Consider the following 17,518-nt stretch of genomic DNA (forward strand, 5'->3'; position numbering starts at 1 on the left):
CATCCCCCATAACGCGGCGCGTAGCGGACTGGTTCCAGGAGCCGAAAAGAGGGTGACGGAAAGGGGCGGGAACGGGGAACATGAACCGCATGTCCGGTCCCTATGTCATCAGAGGCTCCGTCTCCCTGCCGGAGGCCGAGCTCAAGTGGCGTTTCTCGCGCTCCTCGGGCCCGGGCGGCCAGCACGTCAACACCAGTGATTCCCAGGTGGAGCTGCGCTTCGACCTCGCGGCGACGGAGTCGCTGCCGCCGGTGTGGAAGGAGCGGGCCCTGGAGCACCTCGCCTCCCGCCTGGTCGGCGGGGTGGTCACCGTACGGTCCTCGGAGCACCGCTCGCAGTGGCGCAACCGTGAGACGGCGGCGGTGCGGCTGGCGTCCCTGCTGGCCGAGGCGACGGCGCCGCCGCCCAAGCCCCGCCGTGCGACGCGGATCCCGAGGGGGATCAACGAGCGGCGGCTGCGGCAGAAGAAGGCGCGGGCGGAGACGAAGCGGGGCCGGTCGGGCCAGGGCTGGACGTAGTCGGTTCCCGCTCGTCGTTCCGGCGCCCGTCATGGTGCTCGGCGTGGTGCCCGTCATGGTGCTCGGTGTGGTCTCGCCGACGCCGTGCCCGGACGCGGCGCCGCGACAGCCGGGCCCCCGCTATCCCAGATGCCGGTAGCGGCCCTTGAAGTGCAGCAGCGGTCCGTTCTCCGCGCTCGGCAGCGCCGCCCGCAGGACCCGGCCGATCACCAGCGTGTGGTCGCCCGCCTCGACCCGCTGTTCGGTGCGGCACTCAAGTACCGCCAGCGCGCCGCCGATCAGCGGCGCCCCGCAGATGTCGCCGCGCGAGTGCGGGATGTCCTCGAAGAGCAGCCGGTCGCTGATCCGGCCCTTCATGGCGAATCGCCCGGCCACGTGCCGCTGGTTCTCCGACAGCACGGACACGCCCCACATCGGCTCCTCAGCCAGCAGGTCGTCCATGCGGGAGCCGTTCCGCAGGCTGACCATGACCAGGGGAGGGTCCAGCGAGACGGACATGAACGCCGTCGCGGTCATGCCGACGTCCTCGCCGTAGGGGCCCTCGTCGGGGGAGTGGGCCGTCACCAGGACCACGCCGGCGGCCAGCCGGGACATCGCCGCACGGAACTCGTCGTTGCTCACCCCCTCAGGATGGGGGATGGCATGGGCGGGGGCGGGAGTCGTCTGCAACACACCCGGCACGCTAGCTGCGGCCGTCCGGCCGGCGCATCGGGCCTTGGGACCAGTCCGGTCCTAGGACCGAGGGTGCACCTGCGACCCGCACGGCGCACGGAGCAATGGCCGGGTGTTCAATTTGCGTTCAATAAAGCGATGGAGCGCTCCCGCGCTTCCCGTGCCACCCTTCATCATCGTTTGTGACTTGAGTCACAGAGGCCAGGAATTGTTGACCCTGTGTACCGGGTGCACAGCTCGCTGTGATTCAGTGGCTGGGACAGTGCAGCAGGAGTGCCGATGAGAACCCAGGAGTTGCTGTCGAGGTCTCGGGGAGAGCGAGCAATGGAGACCGAGTCGGAGCCGTACGTCCGCCTTGCGACCCTGCGGCAGCTGCATCAGGCCGTGGCCGACCTCAACACGGCCCGCAGCCTGGCTGACACGCTGCAGACCGTCGCCGACGGCATCGTCGCGGGGCTCAACTACGAGCTGGCCTGCGTGAATCTCGTACGCCCCGACGGTGACCTGGTCGTCGCCGCCTTCGCCGGCAGCCCCGCCGCCGAAGCCCTGATCACCGGCCGGGTCGGCTCCCGCGCCTCCTGGGAACGCCGCCTCTCGATGGGTGAGGCCTGGGGTGACCTGCGGTTCATACCGCACACCGAGGGATGGGTCCTCATCGAGGACGACGTGCCGCAGTGGCACACCGAGGGTCCCGCTCCGCGCTTCGAGGACGAGTGGCACCCGCAGGACCGGCTCTACGCCCCCATGTACGCGTCCGGCAGCGGACGCGAGCTTCTCGGCGTGATCTCGGTCGACCGGCCCCGCAACGGCAGACACCCCGGGCCCTGGGGCCAGGAGGCCCTGCAGATGTACGCCTCCCAGTCGGCGATTGCGATCAGCAACGCACGTCTGCGAGCAAACATGCAGCGCGCCCTGGTCCGCCTGGAGCGCGAGCAGCAGGCGCTGCGCGCCAGCGAGGAGTCCTTCCGGCAGGCCTTCGAATACGCCCCCTCCGGCATGGCCATCGCCGAGATGGGCGGCGACCAGCACGGCCGGCTGCTGCGCACCAATGACGCGCTGTGCCGACTGCTCGGCCGCCCCGCGTCCGTGATGCGCCGCTACTCCTTCTCCGACCTCGTCCACCCCGAGGACATCGGCACCCTGTTGCGGACCTCCGCCGAGGGCGGCCGCGCCGAGCTCCGGCTCGCCCGGCGTGACGGCACGTACGTATGGGTCTCGCTGCGCAACTCCGTCGTCGCCGACACCACCGACGGCCCCCGCTTCCTCCTCACCCATGTCGAGGACATCGAGGAGCGCAAGCGTCATGAGCTGCAGCTCGCCCACCGGGCCTCGCACGACTCGCTCACCGGCCTGCCCAACAGCGCCGAGCTGCGTGCCCGCCTCAGCTCCCGGCTGTGCGAGCGGCCCGGGGCGGCGCGGACCACGGCGGTGGAGGCGCTGGACGCGGCGTTCGCGGACCGGCGCGAGTACGGCGAGTACCCGCAGCCCGGGGAGTACGAGCACCGTGACTACGAGCACAGCTTTCGCGCCGATGGCTTCGACTTCGACCGGATGGCGGCCGGCGGACCGTACGACCACCATGTGCACACCGTCGCGCCCACCGGTGGTGACATCGACGACGGTACGAAGGGCCTCGCGGTGCTCTTCTGCGACCTCGACGGCTTCAAGTCGATCAACGACCGCTTCGGGCACCACACCGGTGACGCGGTCTTGATCGAGGTCGCGCGCCGGCTCACCACCGGCGTACGGGACGGGGACACCGTCGCCCGGCTCGGGGGTGACGAATTCGTCGTCCTCGCCGACGGCCTCGGTGCCGCCGACGCCGCCGACCTGGCCGTACGCCTGCGCAACGCCATCATTCCGCCGATCCGGGTGGACGGACGGGCGGTCCGCGTCGGGGCCAGCTTCGGCATCGGCTGGGCGGAGTGCGGCATGACCGTCGAAGAGGTCCTGAACTCCGCCGACCAGCGGATGTACATCGAAAAGCGCTCCCGCGCCAAGGTCCACCGCCGGGCCGGATAGCCGGCGCTCCCGGTGCGCGGGAGGCCCCCGCCTGTCAAGGGCCGGGGCCCGGGGTGGCCCGTTCGGGGTAGGCTCGGCCGGTCGGCGACGGCTGGCGAGCATGGATAGGAGTGACCAGGGATGGCTGCCGGTAACGACGGCGCGAACACGCCCGAGAACGACGATCCGTTCGGCTACCTGTATGCGGACGGACAGGCGTCGGGCGCTCAGTCGCCGCGCCAGGGCGGTGGCTACGGCTACCCCGGTCCGGCCGCGCAGCCCGGCGTTCCCAGAACGTCGTACAACCAGGTCAGGACGGTCGGCGAGCGCCAGTACGGCCAGGTGTCGCAGCAGCAGTACGCGCAGCCGGCCGCGCAGTACGCCGCCCCCGAGACCTACGGCCAGGTCCCCCCGCAGGGCGGCGCCCGCCCGCCCCAGCGCGGCGGCCGCGGTGACGGCCCCAACACCCGGGGTCTGCTGATCGGCGCGATCGCGGTGGTCGCGGTCGTGGTGATCGGCATCACGGCGGCGCTGCTCACCAACGGCGGCGAGAAGGACAAGAACGGCGCCGGCTCGAACAACAACGCCGGCGGCGGCCCGACGAAGGTCCAGGAGTCCCCGAGCGCGGAGCCCTCCGGCGAGGACAAGCCGCAGCAGAAGCTCCCGAAGCAGGACGCGGCGACGCTGAAGCTCGGCCCGCCGGCGATGCTCGCCAAGGACATCAAGGGCGCCGAGGGCACGGACGGCGCGTATGTCACCGGCTTCAACGCGGTGGGCGCCTCGGTCACCTGGAAGGCGAAGCTGGAGCAGGCCGGCAGGTACAAGCTGTATGTGCGCTACGCCATCCCGATGGTCGACGCGAACGCGACGCTGACCGTCAACGGCAAGGCGAACACCAGCCCCATAGGGCTGAAGAACTTCCGCCACTCCACGGACCCCGCGTGGGAGAACAACTGGCAGACCACCTGGGCGCCGGTCGACCTCCAGGAGGGCGACAACGAGATCAAGATCTCGTGCGAGCAGGGCAATCAGTGCGACGCGATCCTCGACTGGCTCGAGGTCCGGCCCAACGCCTGATCACGTCGCCGTCCCGTCATCCACCTCGTCCCGGTCTCGCTCGCGAGCCGGGACGAGTTGTTGTGCGGCGTTTTCGTGTGCGGGGACCCGTGTGTCATGCCGCCGCGTGTTCCCGGACCACGACCCGCGTGAGCAGCTCCCCGTACGCCTCCGCGTCGAACTCGCCCGCCACCGGTGCCAGGACCGTCGCCGTGGACAGGGCCACCGCGCGGGACAGGCGGTCCGGCCAGGGGAGGTGTTCGACCAGGCCTGAGAGGAGGCCCGCGACCGTGGAGTCGCCGGCGCCCGTGGGGTTGCCCTTGACCGTGGCCGGTGGGGTGGCCTGCCAGGTGCCGTCGGCCGTCGCCGCCAGGATGCCGTTCGGGCCGAGGGAGGCGACGACGGCGTGTGCGCCGCGGCGGCGGGCGTCCTGGGTGGCGCGCAGGGGTTCGCGGGAGCCGGTGAGCTGGGCGAGTTCGTCGGCGTTGGGCTTGACCAGGTCGGGGCGGGCGGCGATGCCCCGGCGCAGCGGCTCGCCGCTGGTGTCGAGGAGGGCGGGGACGCCGGCGGTGCGGGCGAGTCGTATCAGCTCGGCGTAGGCGCCGACGTGGATGCCGGGCGGCAGGCTGCCGCAGAGCGCGACCGCCGCGCAGCCCTCGCGCAGGAGCCGCTCGTAGGCGGTGAGGAACGCGGCCCATTCGCCGGGGGAGATGTGCGGCCCCGGCTCGTTGAGCTGGGTGGTGTCGCCGGACGCCGCGTCGACGACGGCGAGGGTGCGGCGGGTGGTGCCGGTGACCGGGACCAGCGCGTCGCGCACCGGCCCGACGGCCAGGAGGCCGCGCAGTACCTCCCCGGTCGCGCCGCCCGCGAAGCCGGTGACGACCGTCTCGTGGCCGAGGGCGGCCAGCACGCGGGCGACGTTGAGGCCTTTGCCGCCGGGGCGTTCGGTCACCTCGGTGACGCGGTGGGAGGCGTGCGGGACGAGCGCGGGGACCTGGTAGGTGATGTCGAGCGCGGTGTTGAGCGTGACCGTCAGAATCACCAGTACACCCTGTCAATCCCCGTGCAGAACGCGCTTGCTGTCCCCGTACGCGCCACGATCATGCCAAACGGAGGGCGGTTGGCCCAGACCCCCGGGCCAACCGCCTTGCCGGAGCGCGCGGACGGATCAGCCCAGGTGGGGCTCGACCACCCAAGCGCCCCTGCGCATCACGCCCTTGAGCGTGAAGTCGGCGTCCAGGACGACCAGGTCCGCGTACTTGCCCGGCTCCAGCGAGCCGATCCGGTCGTCCATGCCGAGGAGCTTCGCCGGGTTGGCGGAGATCGCCCGCACGATCGACTCGACGGGCAGCCGGTCGACGGTCGCGGCCCGCTTGAACGCCGTGTCCAGGGTGAGCGTGGAGCCCGCGATCGAGCCGCCCTCGACGAGCCGTGCGACGCCCTCCCTCACCTCGACCTCCAGCGTCCCCAGGTGGTAGATGCCGTCACCGAAGCCGGCCGCGTCCATGGCATCGGTGATGAAGGCGACCCGGTCGTGGCCGGCGTGGTGGAAGGCCAGCTCCAGGGCGGCGGGGTGCAGATGCGTGCCGTCGTTGATCAGCTCGACGGTGATCCGCTCGTCCTCCAGGAGCGCCGCGACGGGGCCGGGCGCGCGGTGGCCGAGGGCGGGCATCGCGTTGTAGAGGTGCGTGGCGACGGTCGCGCCCGCGTCGATGGCCTCGCGCGTCTGCTCGTACGTCGCGTCCGTGTGGCCGATCGCGGCGATCACGCCGTGCTCGGCGAGCAGCCGTACGGAGTCGATGCCGCCGGGCAGCTCGGTGGCGAGGGTGACCATCGTGGCCCGTCCGCGCGCCGCGTCGATCAGCTTGCGGACCTCGGCCGGGTCGGGGTCGCGCAGCAGCGTCTCGTCGTGGGCGCCCTTGCGGCACGGCGAGATGAACGGGCCCTCGAAGTGGATGCCGGCGATGTCACCCTGCTCGGCCAGCTCGGAGAGCAGCCCGGCGCGCTGTCTGAGGAAGTCCGCCTCGCCGGTGACGAAGGAGGCGACGAGGGTGGTCGTGCCGTGCAGCCGGTGGGTGTGGATGCCGGTCAGGACCTCGTCGAGGCTGCCGCTGGTGAAGGAGGCGCCGCCGCCGCCGTGGTTGTGGATGTCGACGAAGCCCGGCACGACCCAGTGGCCGGAGAGGTCGAGGGAGGCCGCGCTGTCCGGGGCGGTGCCGCCCACGATGCGGTCGTTCTCGACGATCACCCGCCCGTTCTCGACGATTCCGGTCGGCAGCACTACGCGGGCGCCGGCGAGAACCTTGCGATCGGCCATCAGGCGGATACCTCCGGGTCGGGCTCGGTGGGGGTGGCGAGCAGGTCCCAGGCGAGGAGCCCCGCGCCCAGGCATCCGGCGGTGTCCCCGAGGGCCGCCGGGACGATGGCGGGCAGCTTCTGGAACGTCACGCGTTCCTCGACGGCGGCCCGCAGTGGTGTGAACAAGGTTTCACCGGCCTCGGCGAGACCGCCACCGATGATGAGCGTGCGGGGGTCCAGCAGGGTGAGCGCGGTGACCAGGCCGTCGGCGAGGGCGTCGACGGCGTCCTGCCACACCCGTACGGCGGCGGGGTCGCCGGATTCGACGGCCTTGGCGCAGTCGGCGGCGTCGGCGGCGGGGTCGCCGGAGGCCTCGGCCCAGGCGCGGGTGACCGCGGAGGCGGAGGCGAGGGTCTCCAGGCAGCCGCGCTGGCCGCAGCCGCATGCGGGGCCCTGGGGCCGTACGACGATGTGTCCGATCTCGCCGGCGTAGCCATGGGCGCCCGCCTCGATGGAGCCGCCGATGCCGATGGCGCCGGCGATGCCGGTGCCGAGCGGGACGAAGAGGAACCGGTCGGCGCCCTGTCCCGCGCCGATCCGGCCCTCGGCGAGACCGCCGGTGCGGACGTCGTGCCCGAGGGCGACGGGGACGCCGTCGAGGCGCTTGCTCAGCAGGGCGCGCATGGGGACGTCGCGCCAGCCGAGGTTCGCGGCGTAGACGGCGATGCCGTTCTCGGCGTCGACGATTCCGGGCACGGCGACCCCGGCGGCCGCGGCGGGCCGGCCGTAGCGCTCCTGCCCGTACGCGCGCAGCTCGGCGGCGAACCCGAGGATCGTGTCGACGACGGCCTCGGGGCCGCGCTTGCGTCCAGTGGCGCGGCGCGCTTCGTGGAGCAGTGCCCCGTCCGCCCCGACGAGGGCGGCCTTCATACCGGTGCCGCCCACATCGAGGGCGATGACGTGTCTCACGGGGACAGTCTGGCCCGTGACCCAGGAAAGGTCTAGTCCACTGCTGAGGATTGTTGCGTTCGCATACAAATCCGCGGACGTTCATCCGCCCGCCGGGCGTGTGTTGCGGAAGCGATATGCAACTGGTGTAGACCTCATCCCGTTTCATGGGGGAAAATCGCAGCTCAATGATGAGTAAAGGGTGGGACAGGGCTGTGCAGCGGCGCTTCTTGGCAATCACCGCGACGATCGCGGCGTTCGGTATGACGGCAACGTTGTCGGGCTGCGGTACCACCGGCGATTCCGGTGACGTCACCCTCACGCTGGTCGCCGCGGACTACGACCTCAACGGTGGCGACTCCACCAAGCGGTACTGGGCCGAACTGGTCGCCGCGTACGAGACCAAGCACCCCGGGGTGAAGATCCAGGTCCAGGTCGAGTCCTGGAACGACGTCGACCGCAAGGTCGCCGAGATGGTCAAGGCCGACCGGGCACCCGACATGGCGCAGATCGGCGCGTACGCCGACTACGCCGCGGCCGACCAGCTCTACTCCGCCGACGAGCTGCTCTCCGTACCCGTCCAGGCCAACTTCCTCGCTCCGCTCGTCGCCGCCGGGCAGATGAAGAACGTTCAGTACGGGCTGCCCTTCGCCGCCTCCACCCGGCTGCTGTTCTTCAACAAGGACCTCTTCGAGCAGGCCGGTATCGACGGCGCGCCGACGACCTGGGACGAGCTCGCCAAGGACGCCGAGAAGCTGCGGAAGAAGAAGGTGAAGTACCCCTTCGCGCTGCCCCTGGGCCCGGAGGAGGCGCAGGCCGAGACGCTGATGTGGCTGCTCAGCGGCGGCGACGGCTACACCGACGACGTCGGCCGCTACACGATCGAGTCCGAAGAAAACATCAAGACCTTCGACTGGGTGAAGAAGAACCTGGTCGACAAGGAGCTCACCGGGCCGGTCGAGCCGGGGAAGCTCAACCGCAAGGAGGCCTTCGCCGCCTTCTCGCGCGGAGAGGTCGGCATGCTCAACGGCCACCCCTCGCTGATGCAGGAGGCGGAGAAGAACGGCGTGAAGGTCGGCGAGGTGGCACTGCCCGGCATGAACGGCAAGGCCAGGTCCGCGATGGGCGTCGCCGACTGGATCATGGGCTTCAAGCAGAACAACCACCGCCGCGAGATCGGCGAGTTCCTCAACTTCGTCTTCAGCGACGAGAACGTGCTGAAGTTCGCGGGGGACAACGATCTGCTGCCGGTCACCGTCAGCACCAGCGACGCCATGCGGCAGGACCCGTCCCACGCGAATCTGCGGGCGTTCCTCGACGAGCTGCCGACCGCGCAGCTCCCGCCGGTCGGCAAGACGTCCTGGGCGCAGGTCAGCGAGAACATCAAGAAGAACATCGGCAAGGCGGTCGCGCCCGGCGGTTCGCCGAGGGTCGTACTGAACCAGATAGGCCGCGACGCGACGGCGGCGGAGAACGCCGAATAAGTTGGCTCGTATGACCGCGAGCACGCCCCCCGGCCCCTCCGAGCCCCTGGGCCCGGCCGACGGCCCCGCCGACGCGCCGGACGGGACCGCTGTTTCGGACCCGACCGACGCGCAGGACCCGACCCATGCGCCGGACCGGACCGACGTCGTCGCGGGCCCGGCCGGCGGTCTCAGCGACCGCGACCTCGCCGTGCTCGCCCTGGAGCGGCGGTCGTGGCCCGGCCCCGGCGCCAAGGAGCGGGTCGTACGGGAGCGGCTCGGGCTCTCCGCCACGCGCTACTACCAGCTCCTGAACGCCCTCCTCGACGATCCGCGCGCCCTGGCCCACGACCCGGTGACCGTCAACCGGCTCCGTCGCGTCCGCGACGCGCGCCGGGAGCGCCGCTGATTCGTGGGGACTTCCGTGGGCGCCATGGCCGCCTTCCGCCCCGCTCGATAGGGTCGACGCATGGGCAGCCTTCCGCATCCCACGACACCCGCCGGCCGTGACGGCCTCGCCGCGCTCCTGGCCCGCCCGGAGCAGGCCGTCGTCGCACTCGACTTCGACGGCACCCTCGCCGAGATCGTCCCCGACCCGGAGCAGGCCCGGGCCCACCCGGAGGCCGCTCCGGTCCTCGCCGGCCTCGCCCCGCACATCGCATCGGTCGCCGTGGTGACCGGGCGGCCCGCCGGGGTCGCCGTCCGGTACGGCGGATTCGCCGGCGTTCCGGGCCTGGAGCACCTCGTCGTCCTCGGTCACTACGGCGCCGAGCGCTGGGATGCCGTCACCGGCACCGTGCGGGCCGCGCCCGCCCACCCCGGCGTCGCCGCAGTCCGCGCGGAGCTCCCCGGGGTCCTCGACCGGGCGGGCGCCTGGCGCGGGACCTGGATCGAGGAGAAGGGCCGCGCGGTCGCCGTCCACACCCGCCGCGCCGCGGACCCGCAGGCCGCGTTCGAGGCGCTGCGCGAGCCGCTCGCCGACCTGGCCGCCCGGCACGGCCTCGTCGTCGAACCGGGCCGACTCGTCCTGGAACTGCGCCCGCCGGGCATGGACAAGGGCGTCGCGCTCTCGGAGTACCTGCGGGAGACCGGCGCCGGGGCCGTGCTGTACGCGGGGGACGACCTGGGTGACCTGGCGGCCTTCGCGGCCGTGGAGAAGCTGCGGTCGGACGGGGTGCCGGGACTGCTGGTGTGCAGCGGCTCGTCCGAGGTCCCTGAACTCGCGGACCGGGCGGACCTGCTGGTGCCCGGCCCGGAGGGGGTCGTGAGGCTGCTCAGGTCACTGAGGGACGCGATCATGGTCCCCCGGTAGGGGATCAGTCGCCCTGGCCCAGCGCTTCCAGCTGGTCCAGGAACCACCGCTGCGGCGGCAGTGCCGTCGCAGCCGCCGCCAGGCGTTTGGTGCGCTCGGCGCGGTCGCCGTCCGGCATGGTCAGGGCCTCGTGGAGCGCCGCCGCTGTGCCCGTCACGTCGTACGGATTCACCGTGATCGCGTCGTCGCGCAGCTCCTCGTACGCCCCCGCCTCCCGGGACAGCACCAGCGCAACGCCCCGGTCGGAGACGACCGGGATCTCCTTGGCGACCAGGTTCATGCCGTCCCGGATGGGGTTGACCAGGGCCACGTCCGCCAGCCGGTACGCGGCCAGGGAGCGGGCGAAGTCGTCCTTGACGTGGAGGACGACCGGGGTCCAGTCGTCGGTCCCGAAGCGGGAGTTGATCTCCTGCGCGACGCGGGAGACCTGCGCCGTGTATTCGCGGTAGACCGCGAGGTCCTGCCGCGAGGGGTAGGCGAAGGCGACGTGCACCACCCGGCCGTGCCACTCGGGGTGGTCCTCCAGCAGGGTCCGGTAGGCCAGCAGTCCCCGCACGATGTTCTTCGACAGCTCCGTCCGGTCGACCCGGACGATCACCCGCCGGTCCGGGCCGCCGATCTGCTCGCGCAGCGCGGCGAGCCGGTCCTCCACATCGGATCTCCGGGAGCGCTCGCGCAGGAAGTCCGCGTCCGCGCCGAGGCCGTGGACCCCGAGCGAGGTACGGCCCGTGCCACCCACCACGGCGTCGCAGCACGCGGCGAAGGCGTCCGCCCACCGCCGTGTCAGGAACGCCACCCGGTCCGCGCCGAGCATTCCCCGCAGCAACTGCTCCGCGATGTCGTCGGGCAGCATCCGGAAGTACTCGGGCGGGGCCCACGGGGTGTGCGAGAAGTGACCGATCCGCAGGTCGGGGCGGAGCTCGCGGAGCATCCCCGGCACCAGCGCCAGGTGGTAGTCCTGCACCATGACCGAGGCCCCGTCCGCCGCCTCGGCCGCCAGCGCCTCGGCGAAGGCCCGGTTGTACGCCTCGTACGCACCCCACTGCCGCCGGAACTCCTTGTCGAAGACCGGCTCCAGCGGGGTCTGGTAGAGCATGTGGTGGACGAACCAGAGCACCGAGTTCGCGATGCCGTTGTACGCGTCGGCGTGCACGGCGGGATCGATGTCGAGCATCCGTACGCCCGCCTCGCCGATGCCGGACCGCACGGCCATGCGGTCGCCGTCGCTCAGGGCCGCGCACACCCACAGGCTGTCCTCCCCGGACACGGCACTCAGGCCGGACACGAGCCCGCCCCCGCCCCGCCGCGCGTCGAGCGTGCCGTCCTCTCGCTGCACGTAGGACACCGGACCGCGGTTCGAGGCGACGAGTACAGAAGACATGTGCCGAAACCTAGCCCGCGGGCCAAACGCTCAAACGTACGGCCGGGCTCCCGGGGGAGCCCGGCCGTGAAACCGGTCACGAATGGCGGGATCCGTGGCGGGATCCATGGCGGGACGCCGGTGGACGGGGGAGGAAGGACGCGCCGACGGCGGCCCGGTTCAGAGGTCGCGGCGGCTCCGCACCGCCGCCAGCGCGATCGCGCCGATCGCGGCCAGCGTCAGCGCGACGCCCGCCAGGAGCCACAGCTGCTCCGTGCCGCTGTCGTTGTGGGCCAAATGGCGTCCCGCCGCGCTGGCCGGAACGGGTAGGGGGGTCACCAGGGCGGTCGCCAGCGCACCGACGACGCATGCTCTCAATCCGTGTCTGATCCACATAAAACGGAAAGGTAGACAAAACATATGATCATTTGGTGTTACGCCACGCGACGCTGCCGGTACTCCACGACATACGCCATCGGCGGACGCTCCTCCGTGTCGACCTGATGGGTCAGCGGTACGAAACCGTCCTCGCCGCGCTCGAACTGGGTCAGCCGCGGCCGCACCAGATGGCCCCGCGACAGCCGCAGCTGCGCCGTCCGGTAGATCGCCGCCGCCATCCGCCCCAGCGCCTGCCCGTCCTGGTGGCGGTGCTTGCGCACGCCGACGTCCACCTGCGCCAGCGCGTCGAGACCCACCGTGTGCAGCGCGTCGACGAGCAGGCCCAGCTCGACCCCGTAGCCGACCGGGAAGGGCAGCCGCTCCAGCAGTGAGCGCCGCGCCGCGTACTCACCGCCGAGCGGCTGCACGAAGCCGGCCAGCTGCGGCCAGTGCAGATTGAGCAGGGGCCGGGCCACCAGCTCGGTCACCCGGCCGCCCTGGCCCGGGGCGTCGCCCAGCGGCCGGTCGTACATCGCCTTGACGAAGTCGATCCCGGGATCGGTCAGCAGCGGGCCCACGATCCCCGAGACGAAGTCCGCCGAGAAGTCCCTCAGGTCCGCGTCGACGAAGCAGACGACGTCCCCGCCGGTCACCATCAGCGACCGCCACAGGACCTCGCCCTTGCCCGGCACGGCCGGGATGCGGGGAAGGATCGAGTCCCGCGCCACCACGCGCGCCCCGGCCGCGGCCGCGACCTGGGCCGTACGGTCCGTGGAGCCGGAGTCGACGACGACCAGTTCGTCCACGAGCGGCACGGCGGCGGACATCAGCTCGCGCCGGATCACGGAGACGATGTCGCCGACCGTCGCCTCCTCGTTCAGCGCGGGCAGCACGACGCTGACCGTCGTACCACGCTTGGCCGCGAGCAGCTGGTCGAGCGGGCGGTCAGCCACGGACCAGGACCGCCGGGTCAGCCAGCGCTCCACCTCATCCAGCAAAGTGATCTCCATCTCGCGGATCGGACGACCATCTCAACCGTCCGGGGGTTCGGTTACAGTCTTGAACAACGCGGATGGCCGTCGTATGTCGGGGGTCCTCACGCGGAGACACACACAATCGAATACCGCTCATCCAGAGGGGCAGAGGGAAACGGCCCGTTGAAGCCCCGGCAACCCTCCAGCCGGTCTCGTCCGCAGTCACTGCGCAGCGAGGCTCCCGGCTAGGGAAGGTGCCAAATCCGTCTCATGGCGACGTTCGTCATGGGAAAGATGAGGAGAAAGGGCCTCGCCTCCATGGCTGCGCAGACTGTTGCAAGCACCGGAAACACCAGCGACACCACCGCCACCACCGTCGACCTCGGTCCCGCGTCGGGACTTTCCTGTCGCGAATGCGGTGAGCGTTTCCCCCTCGGCCCGATCTTCGCCTGCGAGCTGTGTTTCGGCCCGCTGGAAGTCGCGTACGACCTTCCCGTCGGTGACCCCGAGTCCCTGCGCAAGCAGATCGAGGCCGGTCCCGACAACATCTGGCGCTACGCGCCGCTGCTGCCCGTCCCGGCGGACGTGGCCACCAAGCCGAACCTGAACCCCGGCTGGACCAAGCTGGTCAAGGCCGACAACCTCGCCCGTGAGCTGGGCGTGACCGGTGGCCTGTACATCAAGGACGACTCCGGCAACCCGACGCACTCCTTCAAGGACCGCGTCGTGGCCCAGGCGCTGGAGGCCGCCCGCGCCTTCGGCTTCACCACCCTCTCCTGCTCCTCCACCGGCAACCTGGCCGGCGCGGTCGGCGCCGCGGCCGCCCGGGCCGGATTCCGCTCGTGCGTGTTCATCCCGCACGACCTGGAGCAGGGCAAGGTCGTCATGGCCGCGGTGTACGGCGGTGAGCTCGTCGGCATCGAGGGCAACTACGACGACGTCAACCGCTTCTGCTCCGAGCTCATCGGCGACCCGCTCGGTGAGGGCTGGGGCTTCGTCAACGTCAACCTGCGCCCGTACTACGGCGAGGGCTCCAAGACCCTGGCGTACGAGATCTGCGAGCAGCTCGGCTGGCAGCTTCCCGACCAGCTGGTGATCCCGATCGCCTCCGGCTCGCAGCTCACGAAGATCGACAAGGGTCTCCAGGAGCTCATCAAGCTGGGCCTGGTCGAGGACAAGCCCTACAAGATCTTCGGTGCGCAGGCCGAGGGCTGCTCGCCGGTGTCCGCCGCCTTCAAGGCCGGCCACGATGTCGTACGGCCCCAGAAGCCGAACACGATCGCCAAGTCCCTGGCGATCGGCAACCCGGCCGACGGCCCGTACGTCCTGGACATCGCCCGCCGCACCGGCGGCGCGGTGGAGGACGTCAACGACGAGCAGATCGTCGACGCGATCAAGCTCCTCGCCCGTACGGAGGGCATCTTCGCGGAGACCGCGGGCGGCGTGACCGTCGGCGTGACCCGGAAGCTGATCGAGGACGGCTTGCTCGACCCGGCCCTCACCACGGTCGTGCTCAACACCGGCGACGGCCTCAAGACCCTCGACGCGGTCTCCCCGACCACGGGACCGACCGCGACGATCCGCCCGAGCCTGGACGCGTTCCGCGACGCCGGCCTGGCCGGCTGACCACTCACGCAACGGAAGGCAGAACGACCATGAGCGTCAACGTCCGCATCCCCACCATCCTCCGTACGTACACGGGCGGCCAGGCCGAGGTCTCGGCGCAGGGCTCGACCCTCTCCGAGGTCATCGCGGACCTGGAGAAGAACCACACGGGCATCGCGGCCCGCGTCCTGGACGACCAGGGCAAGCTGCGCCGCTTCGTCAACGTGTACGTGAACGACGACGACGTCCGCTTCGAGCAGGGTCTCGAGACGGCGACGCCGGACGGGGCGGGCGTGTCGATCATCCCGGCCGTCGCGGGCGGTTGCTGACTTCTCGCGAAATGCCCATTGCCCCCTCCGCCCAAGAAGCGGAGGGGGCAATTCTGCATGGTTGAACGCGGTAGAGTTGGGGAAGTCCCCGCCGCTGCTTGTGCCGCCCGCATATGAGAATGCGCCCGCACACGATAAGAAGCAGCCAAAGTGTTCGATCCCCTTGCACCCAATGTTCCCTTTGTCGGGCCCGACTTGCCCCGGAATATTGGCAATTCGCTGAAATCTTCCGTTCGGCTCCGCCCAGAATTCTCGTCCGACTGACCTGTTGCAGAGGGCAGTTGGGCAGATACATTCAGCCGCGGTCGACGCGTTCCGGCGCACGTTCACCTACCTGCGGTGAGCGAGGTCTGACCCAGGGTCCGCGAAGTGCGGTCCTGCGCAAGGGCCAGTAACAGGGGAGTTAGGCATGGCTCAGGGCACCGTCAAGTGGTTCAACGCGGAGAAGGGGTACGGCTTCATCGCGGTCGACGGTGGTGCGGATGTTTTCGTCCACTACAGCGCGATCCAGATGGACGGTTACCGCACCCTTGAAGAAGGTCAGCGAGTCGAGTTCGAGATCTCGCAGGGCCAGAAGGGTCCGCAGGCGGACATGGTCAAGCTCGCCGGCTGAGCACGGCGCGATTTCGGCCACCGACGCACTCACGCCGAGGGGCCCGCATCCCACCAGGGACGCGGGCCCCTCGTGCGTGCCCGGGCCCCGTCGGTCCGACGCCTGCCCGGACCCCGAGAGGAGCTTGCACTCTCCTACCCCGAGTGCTAATCATTGGCGTTAGCACTCTCCACGTGAGAGTGACAGAAGGACTGGGTCGGCGAGGCCCGCAGGCCGGGTGGGGCAAGGAACCACACAGGCAGGCAGGCCGTCCGTCGCGGGCGCCACACAGTCCGTCGCTATCCACCCCAGTCCGGGAGGACCACTTCACATGGCCAAGATCATCGCGTTCGACGAGGAGGCACGGCGCGGTCTCGAGCGCGGGATGAACCAGCTCGCCGACGCCGTCAAGGTCACCCTTGGCCCCAAGGGCCGGAACGTCGTCCTCGAGAAGAAGTGGGGCGCCCCCACGATCACCAACGATGGTGTGTCCATCGCCAAGGAGATCGAGCTCGAGGACCCGTACGAGAAGATCGGCGCAGAGCTGGTCAAGGAAGTCGCCAAGAAGACGGACGACGTCGCCGGTGACGGTACGACCACCGCGACCGTCCTGGCCCAGGCGCTCGTCCGTGAGGGCCTGCGCAACGTGGCCGCCGGCGCCAACCCGATGGCCCTGAAGCGCGGCATCGAGAAGGCCGTCGAGGCCGTCTCCGGCGCCCTGCTCGAGCAGGCCAAGGACGTGGAGACCAAGGAGCAGATCGCTTCGACCGCCTCCATCTCCGCCGCCGACACCCAGATCGGCGAGCTCATCGCCGAGGCGATGGACAAGGTCGGCAAGGAAGGCGTCATCACCGTCGAGGAGTCCCAGACCTTCGGTCTGGAGCTCGAGCTCACCGAGGGTATGCGCTTCGACAAGGGCTACATCTCGGCGTACTTCGCCACCGACATGGAGCGTATGGAGGCGTCGCTCGACGACCCGTACATCCTGATCGTCAACTCCAAGATCTCCTCGGTCAAGGACCTGCTCCCGCTCCTGGAGAAGGTCATGCAGTCGGGCAAGCCGCTGCTGATCATCGCCGAGGACGTCGAGGGCGAGGCCCTGTCGACCCTGGTCGTCAACAAGATCCGTGGCACCTTCAAGTCCGTCGCCGTCAAGGCCCCGGGCTTCGGCGACCGCCGCAAGGCGATGCTGAACGACATCGCCATCCTCACGGGCGGCACGGTCATCTCCGAGGAGGTCGGTCTCAAGCTCGAGAACGCCGGCCTGGACCTGCTGGGCCGCGCCCGCAAGGTCGTCATCACCAAGGACGAGACCACGATCGTCGACGGTGCCGGTGAGAGCGACCAGGTTGCCGGTCGCGTGAACCAGATCCGTGCCGAGATCGAGAACTCCGACTCGGACTACGACCGCGAGAAGCTCCAGGAGCGCCTCGCGAAGCTGGCCGGCGGCGTGGCCGTCATCAAGGCCGGCGCCGCGACCGAGGTGGAGCTCAAGGAGCGCAAGCACCGCATCGAGGACGCCGTTCGCAACGCGAAGGCGGCCGTCGAGGAGGGCATCGTCGCCGGTGGTGGCGTGGCTCTGCTCCAGGCTTCCTCGGTCTTCGAGAAGCTGGACCTGGAGGGTGACGAGGCGACCGGCGCCAACGCCGTGAAGCTCGCCCTGGAGGCCCCGCTGAAGCAGATCGCCGTCAACGGTGGTCTCGAGGGCGGCGTCATCGTCGAGAAGGTGCGCAACCTGCCCGTCGGCCACGGCCTGAACGCCGCGACCGGTGAGTACGTCGACATGATCGCCGAGGGCATCATCGACCCCGCGAAGGTCACCCGTTCCGCTCTGCAGAACGCGGCCTCCATCGCGGCGCTGTTCCTGACCACCGAGGCCGTCATCGCCGACAAGCCGGAGAAGGCCTCCGCGGCCGCTCCGGGCGGCATGCCGGGCGGTGACATGGACTTCTGAGCCCCGGCTCAGCAGCTCCTGGTTCATGACCGAGGGCGGTACCCCCTGGCGGGGGTGC

At 70.6% G+C, this 17,518-nt stretch carries 16 protein-coding genes and 1 riboswitch; of the genes, 10 read left to right on the forward strand and 6 right to left on the reverse strand.

Features of this window, described 5'->3' with window-relative positions; translation table 11 throughout:
- Positions 1–80 precede the first annotated feature (80 nt).
- The gene (gene arfB / locus ACZ5VC_RS30455) at positions 81–518 is read left to right on the forward strand and encodes an alternative ribosome rescue aminoacyl-tRNA hydrolase ArfB (RefSeq protein WP_469123199.1); all 438 of its coding nucleotides are present in this window, start codon (positions 81–83) and stop codon (positions 516–518) included.
- Positions 519–638: 120 nt separating this feature from the next.
- Here arfB and ACZ5VC_RS30460 read toward each other — a convergent pair whose 3' ends face one another.
- Entirely contained in the window at positions 639–1,139 is a 501-nt protein-coding gene (locus ACZ5VC_RS30460) for a flavin reductase family protein (RefSeq protein WP_469123200.1), read from the reverse strand.
- Positions 1,140–1,514: 375 nt separating this feature from the next.
- Between ACZ5VC_RS30460 and cdgB the strand changes: the two genes are divergently transcribed.
- Both cdgB and ACZ5VC_RS30470 read left to right on the forward strand, forming a co-directional pair.
- The gene (gene cdgB / locus ACZ5VC_RS30465) at positions 1,515–3,212 is read left to right on the forward strand and encodes a diguanylate cyclase CdgB (protein WP_469123201.1); all 1,698 of its coding nucleotides are present in this window, start codon (positions 1,515–1,517) and stop codon (positions 3,210–3,212) included.
- Between the two features lie 120 nt (positions 3,213–3,332).
- The gene (locus ACZ5VC_RS30470; protein ID WP_469123202.1) at positions 3,333–4,268 is read left to right on the forward strand and encodes a CBM35 domain-containing protein; all 936 of its coding nucleotides are present in this window, start codon (positions 3,333–3,335) and stop codon (positions 4,266–4,268) included.
- A 94-nt stretch (positions 4,269–4,362) separates the two neighbouring features.
- Here the strand turns inward: ACZ5VC_RS30470 and ACZ5VC_RS30475 are convergent, their stop codons facing one another.
- The 3 genes from ACZ5VC_RS30475 to ACZ5VC_RS30485 all read right to left on the reverse strand — a co-directional run bounded on the left by ACZ5VC_RS30475 (position 4,363) and on the right by ACZ5VC_RS30485 (position 7,514).
- Positions 4,363–5,289, reverse strand: coding sequence for a 1-phosphofructokinase family hexose kinase (locus ACZ5VC_RS30475; RefSeq protein ID WP_469123203.1), 927 nt, complete (start codon positions 5,287–5,289; stop codon positions 4,363–4,365).
- A 126-nt stretch (positions 5,290–5,415) separates the two neighbouring features.
- Complete coding sequence (gene nagA, locus ACZ5VC_RS30480) at positions 5,416–6,564, reverse strand: N-acetylglucosamine-6-phosphate deacetylase (RefSeq protein WP_469123204.1); 1,149 nt, start codon at positions 6,562–6,564, stop codon at positions 5,416–5,418.
- Positions 6,564–7,514, reverse strand: a complete 951-nt coding sequence (locus ACZ5VC_RS30485; protein ID WP_469123205.1) for an ROK family protein — start codon at positions 7,512–7,514, stop codon at positions 6,564–6,566. Before ACZ5VC_RS30485 ends, nagA begins: the two co-directional genes overlap by 1 nt.
- A gap of 242 nt (positions 7,515–7,756) precedes the next feature.
- Between ACZ5VC_RS30485 and ACZ5VC_RS30490 the strand changes: the two genes are divergently transcribed.
- Genes ACZ5VC_RS30490 through otsB form a run of 3 tightly spaced genes read left to right on the forward strand, consistent with a single transcriptional unit; the run spans position 7,757 to position 10,268 of the window.
- Positions 7,757–8,977, forward strand: a complete 1,221-nt coding sequence (locus tag ACZ5VC_RS30490; RefSeq protein WP_469123206.1) for an ABC transporter substrate-binding protein — start codon at positions 7,757–7,759, stop codon at positions 8,975–8,977.
- A 46-nt stretch (positions 8,978–9,023) separates the two neighbouring features.
- Positions 9,024–9,365, forward strand: a complete 342-nt coding sequence (locus tag ACZ5VC_RS30495; protein WP_469123231.1) for a DUF3263 domain-containing protein — start codon at positions 9,024–9,026, stop codon at positions 9,363–9,365.
- 60 nt (positions 9,366–9,425) lie between these two features.
- Positions 9,426–10,268 (forward strand): trehalose-phosphatase, encoded by an 843-nt coding sequence (otsB, locus tag ACZ5VC_RS30500; protein ID WP_469123207.1) that lies wholly within the window; start codon positions 9,426–9,428, stop codon positions 10,266–10,268.
- A 4-nt stretch (positions 10,269–10,272) separates the two neighbouring features.
- On the opposite strand, the gene ACZ5VC_RS30505 is transcribed toward otsB, so the two are convergent.
- Both ACZ5VC_RS30505 and ACZ5VC_RS30510 read right to left on the reverse strand, forming a co-directional pair.
- Complete coding sequence (locus tag ACZ5VC_RS30505) at positions 10,273–11,649, reverse strand: alpha,alpha-trehalose-phosphate synthase (UDP-forming) (protein WP_469123208.1); 1,377 nt, start codon at positions 11,647–11,649, stop codon at positions 10,273–10,275.
- A gap of 413 nt (positions 11,650–12,062) precedes the next feature.
- Positions 12,063–13,004: a glucosyl-3-phosphoglycerate synthase gene (locus ACZ5VC_RS30510; protein WP_469123232.1), complete on the reverse strand. Its 942-nt coding sequence runs from the start codon at positions 13,002–13,004 to the stop codon at positions 12,063–12,065.
- A 126-nt stretch (positions 13,005–13,130) separates the two neighbouring features.
- Positions 13,131–13,281, forward strand: a riboswitch (SAM riboswitch).
- A gap of 17 nt (positions 13,282–13,298) precedes the next feature.
- Between ACZ5VC_RS30510 and thrC the strand changes: the two genes are divergently transcribed.
- From thrC to groL, 4 genes are all read left to right on the forward strand, one after another.
- Entirely contained in the window at positions 13,299–14,606 is a 1,308-nt protein-coding gene (thrC, locus tag ACZ5VC_RS30515) for a threonine synthase (RefSeq protein ID WP_468712438.1), read from the forward strand.
- A 29-nt stretch (positions 14,607–14,635) separates the two neighbouring features.
- On the forward strand, positions 14,636–14,914 hold the full coding sequence (locus ACZ5VC_RS30520) for a MoaD/ThiS family protein (RefSeq protein WP_468712436.1): 279 nt from the start codon (positions 14,636–14,638) through the stop codon (positions 14,912–14,914).
- Between the two features lie 409 nt (positions 14,915–15,323).
- Positions 15,324–15,527, forward strand: coding sequence for a cold-shock protein (locus ACZ5VC_RS30525; protein WP_031073244.1), 204 nt, complete (start codon positions 15,324–15,326; stop codon positions 15,525–15,527).
- Between the two features lie 310 nt (positions 15,528–15,837).
- Positions 15,838–17,460 (forward strand): chaperonin GroEL, encoded by a 1,623-nt coding sequence (gene groL, locus ACZ5VC_RS30530; protein WP_468712433.1) that lies wholly within the window; start codon positions 15,838–15,840, stop codon positions 17,458–17,460.
- Positions 17,461–17,518 lie beyond the last annotated feature (58 nt).

It is taken from the genome of Streptomyces sp. NPDC033174, from assembly GCF_055577795.1.